Raw genomic sequence first — 14693 nt, forward strand, 5'->3', positions numbered from 1 at the left:
CTGCTGGCAGGTCGATCGTTTGCGGAGCGATGACCCCGTCTGTCAGGGTGATCGTGGGAACGGCCTCATCTGCCACGGCAAGGGCCGGCGCACAGGCCAGCACGATGAACGCGGGAATGATGCGTGAAATACGGGTCATGATGTTCCTGCTTGTCTGTTCGTCCGTCGAATAACCGACAAAAACACTTGGGTCAATAATACCCGATAAAAATGCTAAGCTGTTTCGCCCGCAAATAGGCGCTCGACGCTGAACGGGCCGTGTCTGGCTTTCTCATTGGCGGAACCTCGCCACGGAGCTTCATGCGCTTCGGCCTGCCCAGAAAAATCCCTCTGGAAAGTATTTTGTAGGTCCCGGAGTGAACGTCGCTCTTCGCGTCTGGTAGGTCACACACAGAACCCTCCCCGTGGAAAGAGTTTCACTGTGGACGATAATGGGGTGAGCTTTTCCGAGCTAGCCACAAATGATGATCTTCGAGCACTAGCTAGGGCCCCGTAAGGACCGGCATGCACGTAACTACTTTAGGGGATAGCGCTCTGACGCAACTAGAGAAAAGTGGCATAGGTGGTGTTTGAAGCAGCTGGCATCCGCGGCGGCTAAAGCGTGATCGTATCCCGCTCGAACACCGCACCATAGTCCTCCCCATCCGGGCTGAAGGGGGCAATTCCTCGTTTCGCCAGCTCGTGGCGGAGGGCCTGCCAGTTCATACCATGCTCCACGGCGAGGTCGCGTAAAGTGATGAACCTAGCATAGAAGGCCTCGATGTCCTCGGTCGACAGGAAGCGTTGTTTCGCTCCTGTTTTCGGATTTCGGCCTTCCGTTGACGGGATGTGCGCCATGCGCACGAGCCGCCGTAGGTAGATGTCCTTGAGCCCGCACTGCTTTGCGAAAACCTGAATGCTGATCCCGGGCGTGGTCGGACGATCAAGCAACCGTTCGACCTCATCGAGCGTCACCAGGATCGCAGAGAACCCGTCGCGGCTTACGTGTTTGCCAACTCGATGAAGTCTTCTCTCCTCGACAAGACGAACAATAGTGCCAGGAGAAACCTTCAGGCGGATAGCCGCATCCGACAGGTAAGCCCAGCTGTGCATCGGGACATAGACAGGCTCCGCTCCTTGCAGGAGACCGTCGATAAAACTGCGAGCTTCACGGAGGTCCCAAAGTGGTTTGTGCTCAGGACCTTCCAATGTCGGCGCGAAGTAGCCGTCCTTACGCAAGGATTCAAAATGCGTGCGCGAAATGAGTAGCGCATCTTGAAGATCTGTTGCGGAGACGAGCGTCTCCAGACGGCTGAGGACCGGTTCAGCTTCTTCGGGGGTGAACAGCTCCCAGGCATCTGACCGACCTTGCTCGACTGCACGCACGACCCCAGCGGTAACGAGCAATTTTCGCAGCCGTCGACTATCGATGCCATACTCCCGAGATGCGGTGAGCACCGAGTGAAGGTGGCGCGTCAGAACAGGCTCGCCCATCAGGTCATCCCCAGGGCCGAGCGGCCAAGTTTTGAGGATGTGATCGCGTAGCAGGTTCCGGAAAGGCGCATAGTCCTCATTCGTCAGATCGAAGGTCAGTCGATCGTAAAGATCTCCGAATTTCTTCTTGGGGCCGTCGGTTGGGCCCCCTTCAAATTCCTGCAAGCTCGACAAGCCGAGGCGAACACCGCTTTCGCCATCTTTCGCGAACTTAAACCCGAGCCAAAAAGCCAGATGCGCCTCTTCGGGCGCAAACTTCTGCGATTTCGGTATCCGCACCGTCCAAAGCGCTCGCCCGAACAACTCGCAGAAATGAGCGGCAGGGTAGAGTGAAAACTGATCTAGCCAAATGCCGGTTGATCGTCCGGCGACCCTGTCGGCGACCCAGATATCGAACTTCGTGGGCTCTCTCGTTTCGTGATCAAGTTCCCCTGAGGCGATAGCGGGAGCGATTTCGACCATGCGGGAGGCGACATCGTAACGGTCTTGCTGAGCTGACACCTGCCAAAGTGACGACAGCGGTCGATTATGCTTCGCACAGAGGGTTATCGGACGGAATAGCCATTCACCTCTAATGAATGGCGAATGCTCTGGTGCAGAGGCCCCGTTCTCGAAATCTTCTCTCAGGCAGTCTGGACACCCGCGGACCGAGCTCTCTTTGATGGCTTTCGCGTGCATGACGTGACCGCGGAAGTAGTGGTTGCGGTTGCCGAGATATTTCGGCGACCAGACCAATAGACGTGCTGCTTCGGTGTCGGTCAGTTCGGCGAGCGCAGTGATGTCCTTTGGGTCGCCATCGATAATCCGCGAGAAGGACAGCCCCATATCGGCCGCGAAATCTCGTGTGGGCACGCCATACCGTGCCGCCACACGTGAGAGATAGGAGAACGCTGGTTCGCGTTCGCTGTGCTGTGGAGCCATAGAGAGACGGCGTGTCATCGTTTCACGTTCGGTGGGAGCGACGGGGTTCTCATGCCCTTTTCAATGAAAGCACCGATTTTCGCAACGCGATCTCCTTCTTTCGTGCGCGGGTATCGTCAACGCGGTCAAGCGTCTGTCGCTTCAATTCGGCACCGCTGCGGAAGGTTCTTTACTCCCGAATGTTCTCTCGGGCGGCTCTTTGAAACCGTAATCCACATCATTTTTTCGCACGAAATCAATTGGTTGACTCAGATTTTGCGTGATGCTCAAAGCATCATGTTTTTTCCGCTTCGGAATTTCATATGATTCGATCAGGCTAAGCTTGTTCGAGATCGCTTGCAGAAGGGCGACTGGGATCAAGAAGAAAAAACGCGCGCCCTGATCGGACGCGCGTCGAAAGTTGGGACGACGAGCGTCCGGTTCTTACTTGCCACGTTAGAGGCCGAAAACGGTCCAGGCAAGCCTGCTCCGAGCTCCCAAGTGAAACTGGATACTCCCCGAGGCGCCCGCTTCGGGGGCACGGAGAACGCATGTCTGAATACGAAGATTATATCGCGGGAAGATACGGTGACTGGGAACCTACCGAGCCCCCCACCAAAAAGCTTCCAGCGCTCGAAGTCGACCCGATCAATGGTGTCCACTCATTCGCCGGTTCACGAAACCCGCTCACGCGTAGCAACACCGCTCGTCGGCTCTCGATGGCGTTTGCGACGCCTGCGACCGATGGCGTCCGGCGCGTCTATCACTTCGAGTCCGAAGGTGAGTCCGCCGTCGCAATCGACGCTCTTTTGAATCCGGGTCTTTTCGGGCTCGAAGTGCAACTCCCGCCCGTCACGTATTTCAGTCGGACTGCGCGAAAGCAGCGAAAGCACTCTTTTGATATGCGGATTACGTTTCGCGACGGGTTCCGGCGCGCTTACTTTATTCGGCACGCTGCAAGCTTGGCTCGGTTGGATACCCAGGCCGAGATCGCCGATCTCTTCTCGGCGGTGCCGCGTGGGTTCGCGGATGACTGCGTGGTCGTCCGGACCGACGACTATTCCCGCGCCTACCGGGACAATCTGCGCCAGGTCTGGGAAGTCTGGAACAAAGAGGACGAAGAGGCCGACACCGAAGTCGAACGGGTTGCCCGGCGGGGTGGCTATTGGTTGCTGCGAGATTTGATCGGACGGTGTCAGATCGAACCGTCGCGATGCTTCGACGCTTCACTACGCATGATCGGGCGTAAAAGTCTTCGGGCCGATTGGAATGCGCTGATCAACTACCATTCGCGGGTGGAACTGCGCGGGTGACGCAAAAGCCGCTCTATAACATCCCCAAAGGATCCGAGCTCGTCATGGACGGGCGTTGCTGGCGCGTGGATCGGCGCGATGACAGCATGTTTGATCTTTCGGATGTGCAAGACGGCGAATGCATTACTCTTTCTGTCGAGCATGTCGAGCGCGCGATCCGAGACCGATCCTGCGACGTCACATTGCCAGCCGTGGCGGCGAAGAACCGAGAGCTGCTTGAATATACGGGCGGTTTTGAGCGTATCGAGCAACTTTCCGAACAGGCTCGGCGTGATGTTCAGCCGCGATTGGCGGCGATGCTCGCTATGGAGGGGCTCGAGGAAGAGGGTTTCAAGCTAACGCAACGAGGGCTCAACACAGACGGCATGCTCCGGAGACGCCTCATCGCGCGCGCTCGAGAAATTTCGATGGAGCCAAGCCTCGCCCCCAAGACGCGCGGAGGAAAGGTCTTCAATAGTTTCGTATGGCCGCAGGGGCGGACGCTCATGCGTTACTACAAACTGTTCCAGCAGTTCGACCGAAACCCCGTGGTGCTTGCGGATCGTGATTATTTGAAGGGCAGGCGCGAACCTCGACTTTCAGCGCATCAGGAACGCTTCATTGAATACGTTCTCAATCGTTGGAATAGCAAGTTGCAGCCGCAACTTGCGCCTCTCGTTGCGGGTGCGCGGGAACTGTTCGACGTCCCGCCTGAGGAACATGCGCGTGGCTTCCGCTTCCCGTCGATCACGACAATTCGCACCCGGCTCAACGCAATTTCGGCGGTCGTGAAATCCATCGGTCGCGAGGGCGTGCGTCATGCAACGAACCTACTGGGCGCAGGCTCGACCTCCATTCGCGCTCTGAAGTTTGGCATGATGCTGGAGACAGACCAAGTTTATCTCTCGCTTTTCTCGAAACCAGACGGCTCGGTGGCCGGGAAGGTGATCGACCCAAGTTCCGCATCGGATGAACTCGAAGAAAACGAAATTTGCCGTCTTTGGCTGCATGTCATCATGGACGTGGCGACGCGAGAGGTGCTCGGATGGATCATTTCGGATACCGCAGATGCAGATCACAGCGCGGCGCTGCTGCGCATGGCAACCCGCGACAAGACTCGGGAAAAGATCCGCTATGGGTGTAAACATGACCCTGCGCCGCCGGTCGGCCTCGGTGTCGTGTCTTCGGATAACGGTAGCGCTATTCGGAATGCTAGCACCTTCGCGGCTCTCCTTGGGATCGGGGCAACGCCCGTGCTTGGCCGAACCTATCATAGCTCCGATAAGCCTTTCGTAGAGAGCTTTTTCGGCCCACTTCAGTTTCAGGTCCTCAATTTTCATGCCGGATATACAGGCAGTAGACCGGGTGAGTTGAAGGAGGTCGATCCGAAGGGATCGGCGACCTTGACACATGACGAGCTCTACGGGGCAATCACACGGTATTTCATCGATGAGTATCCGTTCCATTCTCACCGTGGGACCGGGATGTTTGGTGCGACTGTCCGACAAAAAAGCGAGGAAGCGATACGGCTCTATGGAAAGATCGACCCGCCAACTCAACGAGAGAGGTGTTTGCACCTTGGAGTTAAGCGCGAGGCGACCACGACATCGGAAGGTGTGAGAGTTTTCGGCTTGCCCTTTAACTCCCCGGAGCTGCTGCGGTTCGCGGATGGGCAGGCGAAGAAGGTGCTCGTTCATCTCGACCCCGATGACATGCGCCGCGTGTTCATTGTCGCTGAAGGTGAGAAACAGATTATCGAGGCGAAGTTGAGCATGACGGCTTTCAATAACCTGACGCTCGAAGAAGCAATTGAAGTGATGGAAGCCGCGACCAGAGCCAACCCGAAACAGCGCGCGCTTCACGAAGGGCATCTGCAAGAGGCGATTGCCGATCGCGCGCGACGATCCGGTTTCTTCCCGGATTCGCGCGATCCTTCAAACTATCAGACGATCGCCAAACTTGAAAAACGCGCTGCGCGGTGCCTCGCGATATCGACGGCATCGAGCGCTCCGATGAAGCACCTGGTGGCACCCGGCGAGCTCATGGAGCGGCGGGAAGAGGGCACCACTCGTCTTTCTCGCCCGAGTGACCAGCAGCGCGATCAAAGATTACAAGAACGTGCAGAGACAGGCATGAACCGAACCGTCCTACCGCCAAGCAAGGAAACCAAGTTTTGAACGAATTCGTCATCCCCGAAATCGTCGCCCTGAGTGGTGGCCTTGCAGCGCGGCATTATCCGTTGGGCCGTGCTCGTATCCTCCAAAACAGCTTCTCCCAGCTTCTGAGCCGCCACATCGGCGGGTTACAGAGCGGAGCTCGTTTCGAGACCGGGGCGCTTCTCGTCACCGGCCCGTCCGGTGCCGGAAAGAGTAAGGAAATTGGCGACTTGCTGGGGCGCTTCAATGCCAGCGACACGCGGTTGCCCTCTGGTGAGAAGGCGTCCTTCGCCTGTTGCGTCCTCAGCTCGAAGGGCGGCTGGAAGGATCTCGGAAAACATACGCTCAGGGCACTTGGATACCCTATCCACGACAAGGCACGCCGCACTCAAACTGAAATCTGGAACCTCGTCGTCGATCAGGCGAAAAGGAAAGGGTGCATCGGCATCCATTACGATGAAGCTCAGCACGGCATTGCCGAAACCCAGCGCGTGATCGACTTCGCCGCGCATCACGGGGTCGCGGCCACCTACGAGATGATCACCCCTGAGCAGATCGGCGAAGCCTGCGAGAAGGTCGTGAACAAGCAGGCGCGCTATCGCTATGTGATCGACATGACCCAGGCCTGAAAAGGCGACTGATGAGCGCGGCTCATCTGTGGCAGTATTGCGCGGGGGGTAATCCTCCCGCGCAATCGCGCTTAGATTTGTCTCCAGATAGCAGGAGGGCATCGGCCATGAGCGTCACGAAGTTTCTGACACCCGTCGCGGCGCTATGCGTCGCCGCCAGCATGGCCTGCGCTCAGGAGACGAAAGGAGACAGCATGATCCCGATCACCGTGACCGCAGGCGAGACGGTTCTGACCGCCACGCTCGACGACACCCCCGCCGGGCGCGATTTCGCGGCGCTCATGCCGCTGGAGCTGACCCTGCGCGACTACCACGGCATCGAGAAGATCGCCGATCTGCCGCGCAAGCTCGACACGACCGGCGCACCGCGCGCCTACGAGCCGAAGACGGGCGACATCACGCTTTATGCGCCTTGGGGCAATCTCGCGATCTTCTACAAACCTTTCGCCAACTCGCCGGGCCTCGTGCGGCTGGGCGCGTTCGACGGGTCGCTCGAGGCGCTGATGAGCAATCCGACGGTTCGGTTCGAGCGGGCCGAGTGATCGCATACGGCCCTCGCGGCGTAGATCGGTAGCGTGACCCGGAAGGAGATGCCGTGACCGCTGCCGAGCCTTTGCCATTGCCCGCCGCCACTCGCGCGGCTGGCGAGGACCGTCTGACGCGGTTCGCCCCGAAGATGGGCGCAGATTACGCGCAGGGGCGCAATTACGATCACGGGGCCGGTCGGCATAGGGGTGTCTCGCAGCTCTCGCCCTATCTGCGACGCCGTCTTGTGCTCGAGCGTGAGGCGGTGGCGCGGGCACTTGACGCGCATGGGCCGGAGGCTGCGGAGAAATTCGTGCAGGAGGTGCTCTGGCGGGGCTATTTCAAGGGCTGGCTGGAGCATCGCCCTGAGGTCTGGGCGCGCTATCGGGACGGGTTGGCGCAAGACCTCGCCGCACTGGACGGTGCCCCCGATCTGGCCGCGCGCGTGGCCGAGGCCGAGGCGGGGCGCAGCGGGATCGCCTGTTTCGACGCGTGGGCGCGTGAGCTGTGCGCGACCGGCTATCTGCACAACCACGCCCGGATGTGGTTCGCCTCGATCTGGATTTTCACCCTGCGGCTGCCATGGCGGATCGGCGCGGATTTCTTCTATCGCCATCTGCTCGACGGCGATCCGGCCTCGAACACGCTCAGCTGGCGCTGGGTCGCGGGGCTGCATACGCGGGGCAAGTTCTACGCCGCCGAGGCCGGAAATATCGCGCGCTATACCGGAGGGCGGTTCGCGCCCGATCCCGCGCAATTGGCGGAGGTGAGCGCGGGGCTGGAGGCGGACGAGCCCGAGGGGCTGCCCCCGGTCGCGGCGCTGCGTAGGCCGCGCGCCGCGCAGCCGGGGCTGCCCACGGCGCTGCTGATCACTGAGGAAGATTGCCGCGTCGAGGATTTCGATCTGAGCGCGTTCGATCTGCGCGGGGCCGCGACCCTCAGCGCCAGCCACCTGCGCTCGCCGCGCAAGGTGGCGCCGCATGTCCCGCGGTTCGAACGCGACGCGCTCGCCGATGCTGCTGAGCGCGCCGGGGTGCCGGACGTGCAACGCCTGAACGCCGGTGATCCGTCAGTGCTGGTCGAATGGGCGCGAAGCCTCGGCGTGCGGCAACTCGTGACGCCCTACATTCCGGTCGGGCCGCTCGGCGATTGGCGCGAGAGCGCGGAAGCGGCGCTGGGCCGGCGCGGTATCGCGCTGTGCGAGCTTACGCGGGAGTGGGATCGCGTGATCTGGCCCCACGCCACGGCCGGCTTCTTCAAGGTCAAAAAGAAACTCCCCCAAATCCTTGCAGAGCTTGGCTTGGCCTGAGGGCAGGGGGAATTGCGCGCGCCCTTGCCGATCATCGCCGAGTGATCGCGCCGCTTCGGAATTTTCCTAGTCATCTCAAAGCTTTTGGGCTACGATTCCGATCAGACCCGGAAAACGGGCGTATTCGAGGCAGTAACGGCAGTATAGCCCATGACAGAAATGGCATTCGGCACCGTCCCCGTGCGGGCCGGTGAACCCGTCCTACCGAAATGGTGGCGCACGATCGACAAATGGGCGCTCGGCGCCGTTTTGGCGTTGTTCGGCCTTGGCATGTTGCTGGGGCTCGCAGCCTCGGTGCCGCTGGCAGAGCGCAACGGCCTTGAGCCCTTCTATTACGTCAAGCGACAGGCCTTCTTCGGGGTGGTGGCGCTGGGCGTGATGCTGGGCATCTCGATGCTCGACCCGAAACAGGTGCGCAGGCTGGGCGTGATCGGCTTCGTCGGCGCCTTCGTCGCGGTGATGCTGCTGCCGGTGCTGGGCACTGATTTCGGCAAGGGCGCGGTGCGGTGGTATTCCTTCGGCTTCGCCTCGATCCAGCCGTCCGAATTCCTCAAGCCCGGTTTCGTCATCATCTCCGGCTGGTTCATGGCCGCAGCCCATGACGTCGGGGGCCCCAAGGGGCGGCTCTATTCCTTCCTGCTGATGGTCATCATCGTGGTGGCGCTCGCCTTGCAGCCCGATTTCGGGCAGGCCTCGCTGGTGCTGTTCGCCTGGTCGGTGATGTATTTCATCTCGGGCGCGCCGATTGCGCTGCTCACGGGGATCGGGGCGCTGACCGTGGCGGGCGGCTTCTTCGCCTATAACTTCTCGGAACACTTCGCGCGCCGGATCAACGGTTTCCTGTCGACGGATGTCGATCCGCGCACCCAGATCGGCTACGCGACCAACGCGATCCAAGAGGGCGGGTTCTTCGGCGTGGGCGTGGGGCAGGGCTCTGTCAAATGGTCGCTGCCCGATGCGCATACCGACTTCATCATCGCTGTCGCGGCTGAAGAATACGGCCTCATCCTCGTGCTGGTCATCATCGCGCTTTATGCGACGGTCGTGATCCGCTCGCTGCTGCGCCTGATGCGCGAGCGCGATCCCTTCACCCGGCTTGCGGGCTCCGGTCTGGCCTGCGCCTTCGGCGTTCAGGCGATCATCAATATGGGCGTCGCGGTGCGCCTTCTGCCCGCGAAAGGCATGACTTTGCCGTTCGTCAGCTACGGGGGCTCTTCGGTCATTGCTTCGGGGATTGCGGTGGGTATGTTGCTCGCGCTGACTCGGACCCGGCCGCAGGGACAGATTTCGGATATTCTCGCCCGGCGCGGTCGCTAAAACCCTCAGGAGGGGGACATGGCCAAGGACACGACCCCGCTACTGCTGATCGCCGCTGGCGGCACCGGCGGGCATATGTTCCCCGCACAGGCGCTGGCCGAGGCGATGGTGCGCCGGGGCTGGCGCGTCAAGCTGTCCACGGATGCGCGCGGGGCGCGCTACGCGGGCGGCTTTCCCCATACGGTGACGGTCGAGCAGATCGCCTCGGCGACGTTCGCGCGCGGTGGCGCACTCGGCAAGCTGGGCGTGCCGTTCAAGATCGCGGGCGGCGTGGCCTCGGCGATCCGCAAGAACCTGTCGGACAAGCCGACGGTGGTGGTGGGCTTCGGCGGCTACCCGACGATCCCGGCACTCTCCTCGGCGGTGTTCCTGGGCATCCCCCGCGCCATTCACGAACAGAACGGCATCATGGGCAAGGTGAACCGCATCTTCGCCAAGAAGGTGAACCGCTTCGCCTGCGGCACATGGCCGACCGATCTGCCCGAGGGCGTGCAGGGCGAGCATACGGGCAACCCGGTGCGCGCCTCGGTGCTCGAGCGTGCGGGCGCGGCCTATATCCCGCCGGGCGATTACCCGATGTCGGTCCTTGTGATCGGCGGCTCGCAGGGCGCGCGCATCCTGTCGGACACGGTGCCGGCTGCGATGGCGAGCCTGCCCGAAGCCGCCCGCGCCAATCTGCGCGTCTCCCATCAGGCGCGCCCCGAAGACCTCGACCGGGTCGTGGCCGCTTATGACGCGGCGGGCATCAGCGCCGAGGTCGAGCCCTTCTTCAACGATGTGCCGCGCCGTCTCAGCGAATGTCAGCTGGTGATCTCGCGCGCCGGTGCGTCCTCGGTCGCGGATATCTCTGTCATCGGGCGGCCCGCGATCCTGATCCCCTATGCCGCCGCCGCTGGCGATCACCAAGCGGCCAATGCGCGCGGTCTCGCAAAGACCGGCGGCGCGATCACCATCCCCGAAAGCCAGCTCTCGGCAGAGAGCCTCGCGGATCAAATTTCACTGGTGCTGGACAACCCCGAGGGCGCGCTGCAGATGTCGCGCGCGGCCCTCTCCTACGGGGTGCCGGACGCCACCGAGCGGCTCGTCGCCCTCGTCGAAGACCTAGCAGGAAAGACTCAATGAACGCGACCAAACTGCCCGGAGAACTCGGCCCCATCCATTTCGTCGGTATCGGCGGGATCGGCATGTCCGGCATCGCCGAAGTGCTGATGACCCAAGGGTTCACGGTTCAGGGCTCGGATGCGAAATCCTCCAAGATCACCGATCGTCTGGCGAAACTGGGCGCGACCATTTTCGAGGGCCAGCGCGCCGAGAATATCGGTGAGGCGGGCGTCGTGGTGATCTCCACCGCGATCAAACCGGGCAATCCCGAGCTGGAAGAGGCGCGCCGTCGCGGTCTGCCGGTCGTGCGCCGCGCCGAGATGCTGGCCGAGCTGATGCGCCTGAAATCGAACATCGCGATCGGCGGCACTCACGGCAAGACGACGACCACGACTATGGTCGCGACGCTTCTGGACAAGGGCAATTTCGATCCGACCGTGATCAATGGCGGGATCATCCACGCCTATGGCTCCAACGCGCGCGCAGGCGCGGGCGAGTGGATGGTGGTCGAGGCCGACGAGAGCGATGGTTCCTTCAACCGTCTGCCCGCGACCATCGCCATCGTGACCAATATCGACCCCGAGCATATGGAGCATTGGGGCTCTTTCGATGCGCTGCGCAAAGGGTTTTACGATTTCGTCTCGAACATCCCGTTCTATGGGTTGGCTGTCTGCTGCACCGATCACCCGGAAGTGCAGACGCTGGTCGGCAAGCTCAATGACCGCCGCGTCGTGACCTTCGGCTTTAACGCGCAGGCCGATATCCGGGCGATCAACCTGCATTACGATGCGGGCGTCGCGCATTTCGACATCGCGCTGCAGGGCGAAGAGGGCAAGCCGGTGATCGAGGGCTGCACGCTCCCGATGCCGGGCGATCATAACGTCTCGAACGCGCTGGCCGCCGTTGCGGTGGCGCGTCACCTCGGGATGAAGATGGGCGAGATCAAGGAAGCTCTGGCGAGCTTCGGCGGCGTGAACCGGCGCTTCACCAAGGTCGGCGACGTGCTGGGCGGGGTCACGATCATCGACGATTACGGCCACCACCCGGTCGAGATCGCCGCCGTGCTGAAAGCGGCGCGTCAGGCGGTGAAGCCGGGCGCACGGGTGATCGCGGTTCACCAGCCGCACCGCTATTCGCGTCTGCATTCGCTGTTCGACGATTTCTGCACCTGTTTCAACGAGGCCGACGTCGTCGCCATCGCCGAGGTCTTCTCGGCGGGCGAGGAGCCGATCGAGGGGGCCACGCGCGACGATCTGGTCGCCGGGCTGATCGCGCATGGTCACCGTCATGCTCGTGCCATTTTGTCGGAAGATGATCTGGCTCGGCTGGTGCGTGAACAGGCGCGTCCCGGCGATATCGTCGTCTGCCTCGGGGCGGGGACGATCTCGACCTGGGCGAACAACCTGCCTGCGAAGCTGGGGGGCTGAGCAGGCGCCGGGGCGACCCGGCACGACACCGAAAAGACTTGCGGCGCTGCCACGTCGTCTCATGTGGGCAAGAAGGGCCGCGTCATGCGTGACGAGACGCATCTGAAACGCCGATTGGGTCCGTGGCTGATGACCGGCTACGGGGTCGGCGTCATGGTGGGCGCGGGCATCTATGTGCTGGTCGGCGCGGTCGCGGCGCAAGCTGGCATTTGGGCGCCGCTGGCCTTCGTGCTGGCGGGGCTGATCGCGGCGCCGTCGGCGCTGTCCTATGCCGAATTGTCCTCGCGTATCCCCGAAGCCGCCGGAGAGGCGGCCTATGTCGAGGAAGGGCTACGCAGCCATGCGCTGGCGCTGATCGTGGGGCTTGGCATCGTCGTGGCAGGCACAGTGTCGGCGGCGGCGGTGCTGCGCGGCGGGGCGGGCTATCTGACACTGCTGGTGCCGTTGCCGGTCGAGGGCGTGATGATCGCCTTCGGGCTGGTGCTGATCGGCGTCGCCTGCCTCGGCGTTCTGGAATCCGTGGGCCTCGCCGTGGCGCTGACGCTGGTTGAGGTGGTCGGTCTCGCGCTGGTGATCTGGGCGGGGGTCTCCGCCGATCCGAGCCCCGACCTCACGCCGCTGCCCGCGCCGCATTGGGCCGGGATCGCGGCCGCCGCGTCGCTCGCTTTCTTCGCCTTCATCGGTTTCGAGGACATGGTGAACATGTCCGAGGAGATGCGCGACCCGATCCGCGACATGCCGCGTGCGATCCTCGCCGCGCTCGCGATCACCGCCATCCTCTATCTGACCGTAAGCTACGCTGCCGTGCGCGCGGTGCCGCTGGCCGATCTCGCCCGCTCCGAGCAACCGCTGGCGCTGGTCTGGCAATCGGCGGGGCACGGGCCGGGCATCCTCGCCGCGATCGCGGTGGCGGCGGCGCTCAACGGAGTGCTTGCGCAGGTGGTGATGGCGGCGCGCGTGCTGTTCGGTCTGGGCCGCCGCAGTCCCGCGCTGTCCGTTTTTCATCAGGCGCATCCGCGTTTTGGCACCCCGGTCCTAGCGACTCTTCTTTGCGGTATGGCGATGATTGCGCTTGCGCTCGCTGCCCCGGTCGAGCAATTGGCCGGTATCACTTCGAAGGTGCTCCTGGGCGTCTTCCTTCTCGTTAACCTGTCGCTCGTCGCGCTGAAAAGCCGGTCCGACTATGCGCCGTTCAAGGTGCCTATGGCCGTTCCGGTCGTGGGCGCATTGGTCGCCGGAGCGGCCCTGATCGCAGCCCTGGGAGGTTTCTCATGACCGTCTCGCTCGTTCTTGCCTGTGTCTGGGCGCTCATTGCCACGCTGATCGCGATGGGACCGAGGCGGTTTCATTGGCCGGGTGCCTGGGGGTTGATCGCGGTCGGTGTGCCGCTGGTGGGCTGGGTCACCTATCAGAACGGCCCGATCATGGGGCTGCTGGTGCTGGCGGGCGGCATGTCAGTGCTGCGCTGGCCGGTCATTTTCCTTGTCCGTGCGCTGCGGGGTGCGCGCGACCCCGCTGAATGAGATCGGGATCGCTTGCCTCGCCCTGCGCGCGCGGCTACGAGATGCGCCATGACTGATTGTCCTTCGACCTATACCCCGCGCGGCGCGCTGACGCCGAACCGTCCGCTCGACTCGCTGACCTGGCTGCGCGTGGGCGGCCCGGCGGATTGGCTGTTCCAGCCTGCCGACGAGGATGACCTTGCAGAGTTCCTCAAAGGGCTGCCCGAGGAGATCGCGGTCTTTCCGATGGGCGTAGGCTCGAACCTGATCGTGCGCGATGGGGGACTGCGGGCGGTGGTGATCCGCATGGGGCGGGGCTTCAACGGCATCGCCTGCGAGGGCGACACGGTCACCGCGGGCGCCGCGGCGCTCGACGCCCATGTCGCGCGCAAGGCGGCGCAGGCGGGGCTGGACCTGACTTTCCTGCGCACCATTCCCGGCGCGATCGGCGGGGCGGTGCGGATGAATGCGGGCTGCTACGGCTCTTACGTCGCCGATCACCTGATCGAAGCGCGCGTGATCACGCGGGCAGGGGAGCGGGTCACGCTCACGCCCGGGGATCTGAACTTCGCCTACCGTCAGAGCGATTTGCCCGAAGGCTGGGTGCTGACCGGCGCGACGTTCCGCGCAGAGGCCGGTGACCCCGACGCGCTTGAAGCGCATATGGCCGAGCAACTGGCCAAGCGCGATGCGACCCAACCCACCAAGGACCGGACCGCCGGATCGACCTTCCGCAACCCGGCGGGCTTTTCCTCGACGGGCCGGGCCGATGACACGCATGAGCTGAAGGCGTGGAAGGTCATCGACGACGCCGGAATGCGCGGCGCGCGCATCGGTGGCGCGCAAATGTCGGAAAAACACAGCAACTTTATGATCAACACTGGCGGGGCGACCGCGGCCGATCTCGAAAATCTCGGGGAAGAGGTGCGCAAAAAGGTTGTGCAATCGAGCGGAATTTCGCTAGAGTGGGAAATCATGCGTGTAGGAGAATTCGAGGCGTAAGACCTCCACCCTGCAACGCAATTACCGGACGGGGGTCAACCCCCGCATGAGGCGAAAGTA

At 62.6% G+C, this 14693-nt stretch carries 12 protein-coding genes; 11 read left to right on the top strand and 1 reads right to left on the bottom strand.

Annotation, left to right across the window (positions count from 1 at the left end):
* Positions 1-594: 594 nt before the first annotated feature.
* Positions 595-2412 carry a TniQ family protein gene (locus BMI89_RS15115; protein ID WP_078571662.1) on the bottom strand — a complete coding sequence of 606 codons (1818 nt, stop codon included), beginning with the start codon at positions 2410-2412 and terminating at the stop codon, positions 595-597.
* 512 nt (positions 2413-2924) lie between these two features.
* On the opposite strand from BMI89_RS15115, the gene BMI89_RS15120 reads away from it, so the two are divergent.
* The 11 genes from BMI89_RS15120 to murB all read left to right on the top strand — a co-directional run bounded on the left by BMI89_RS15120 (position 2925) and on the right by murB (position 14633).
* The gene (locus BMI89_RS15120) at positions 2925-3686 is read left to right on the top strand and encodes a hypothetical protein (protein ID WP_078571663.1); all 762 of its coding nucleotides are present in this window, start codon (positions 2925-2927) and stop codon (positions 3684-3686) included.
* 86 nt (positions 3687-3772) lie between these two features.
* Positions 3773-5842: a Mu transposase C-terminal domain-containing protein gene (locus BMI89_RS15125; protein WP_168176821.1), complete on the top strand. Its 2070-nt coding sequence runs from the start codon at positions 3773-3775 to the stop codon at positions 5840-5842.
* Positions 5839-6450: an ATP-binding protein gene (locus BMI89_RS15130; RefSeq protein WP_168176822.1), complete on the top strand. Its 612-nt coding sequence runs from the start codon at positions 5839-5841 to the stop codon at positions 6448-6450. Before BMI89_RS15125 ends, BMI89_RS15130 begins: the two co-directional genes overlap by 4 nt.
* 107 nt (positions 6451-6557) lie before the next feature.
* The gene (locus tag BMI89_RS15135; protein ID WP_246832048.1) at positions 6558-6992 is read left to right on the top strand and encodes a cyclophilin-like fold protein; all 435 of its coding nucleotides are present in this window, start codon (positions 6558-6560) and stop codon (positions 6990-6992) included.
* Positions 6993-7045: 53 nt separating this feature from the next.
* Positions 7046-8284: an FAD-binding domain-containing protein gene (locus BMI89_RS15140; protein WP_246832049.1), complete on the top strand. Its 1239-nt coding sequence runs from the start codon at positions 7046-7048 to the stop codon at positions 8282-8284.
* A 150-nt stretch (positions 8285-8434) separates the two neighbouring features.
* The gene (locus BMI89_RS15145) at positions 8435-9601 is read left to right on the top strand and encodes a putative peptidoglycan glycosyltransferase FtsW (RefSeq protein WP_078523003.1); all 1167 of its coding nucleotides are present in this window, start codon (positions 8435-8437) and stop codon (positions 9599-9601) included.
* Positions 9602-9619: 18 nt separating this feature from the next.
* The gene (locus BMI89_RS15150) at positions 9620-10723 is read left to right on the top strand and encodes a UDP-N-acetylglucosamine--N-acetylmuramyl-(pentapeptide) pyrophosphoryl-undecaprenol N-acetylglucosamine transferase (protein WP_078571667.1); all 1104 of its coding nucleotides are present in this window, start codon (positions 9620-9622) and stop codon (positions 10721-10723) included.
* Entirely contained in the window at positions 10720-12129 is a 1410-nt protein-coding gene (gene murC / locus BMI89_RS15155) for a UDP-N-acetylmuramate--L-alanine ligase (RefSeq protein WP_078523001.1), read from the top strand. Before BMI89_RS15150 ends, murC begins: the two co-directional genes overlap by 4 nt.
* 84 nt (positions 12130-12213) lie before the next feature.
* Entirely contained in the window at positions 12214-13404 is a 1191-nt protein-coding gene (locus tag BMI89_RS15160; protein WP_078571668.1) for an APC family permease, read from the top strand.
* Positions 13401-13652, top strand: coding sequence for a DUF2484 family protein (locus BMI89_RS15165; RefSeq protein WP_078522999.1), 252 nt, complete (start codon positions 13401-13403; stop codon positions 13650-13652). The genes BMI89_RS15160 and BMI89_RS15165 overlap by 4 nt, the downstream gene beginning before the upstream one ends.
* A gap of 48 nt (positions 13653-13700) precedes the next feature.
* Positions 13701-14633 (top strand): UDP-N-acetylmuramate dehydrogenase, encoded by a 933-nt coding sequence (murB, locus tag BMI89_RS15170; protein ID WP_078547622.1) that lies wholly within the window; start codon positions 13701-13703, stop codon positions 14631-14633.
* Positions 14634-14693: the final 60 nt, after the last annotated feature.

This window comes from Thioclava sp. F36-7, from assembly GCF_002020075.1.
Taxonomy (GTDB): domain Bacteria; phylum Pseudomonadota; class Alphaproteobacteria; order Rhodobacterales; family Rhodobacteraceae; genus Thioclava; species Thioclava sediminum.

What these genes read in the sequence shown, in the direction of transcription:
- BMI89_RS15145 (WP_078523003.1), top strand. Translation starts at nt 8,435, where the DNA reads ATGACAGAAATGGCATTCGGCACCGTCCCCGTGCGGGCCGGTGAACCC.
- BMI89_RS15150 (WP_078571667.1), top strand. Translation starts at nt 9,620, where the DNA reads ATGGCCAAGGACACGACCCCGCTACTGCTGATCGCCGCTGGCGGCACC.
- BMI89_RS15120 (WP_078571663.1), top strand. Translation starts at nt 2,925, where the DNA reads ATGTCTGAATACGAAGATTATATCGCGGGAAGATACGGTGACTGGGAA.
- BMI89_RS15115 (WP_078571662.1), bottom strand. Translation starts at nt 2,412, where the DNA reads ATGACACGCCGTCTCTCTATGGCTCCACAGCACAGCGAACGCGAACCA.
- BMI89_RS15135 (WP_246832048.1), top strand. Translation starts at nt 6,558, where the DNA reads ATGAGCGTCACGAAGTTTCTGACACCCGTCGCGGCGCTATGCGTCGCC.
- BMI89_RS15165 (WP_078522999.1), top strand. Translation starts at nt 13,401, where the DNA reads ATGACCGTCTCGCTCGTTCTTGCCTGTGTCTGGGCGCTCATTGCCACG.
- BMI89_RS15160 (WP_078571668.1), top strand. Translation starts at nt 12,214, where the DNA reads ATGCGTGACGAGACGCATCTGAAACGCCGATTGGGTCCGTGGCTGATG.
- BMI89_RS15125 (WP_168176821.1), top strand. Translation starts at nt 3,773, where the DNA reads ATGTTTGATCTTTCGGATGTGCAAGACGGCGAATGCATTACTCTTTCT.
- murB (WP_078547622.1), top strand. Translation starts at nt 13,701, where the DNA reads ATGACTGATTGTCCTTCGACCTATACCCCGCGCGGCGCGCTGACGCCG.
- murC (WP_078523001.1), top strand. Translation starts at nt 10,720, where the DNA reads ATGAACGCGACCAAACTGCCCGGAGAACTCGGCCCCATCCATTTCGTC.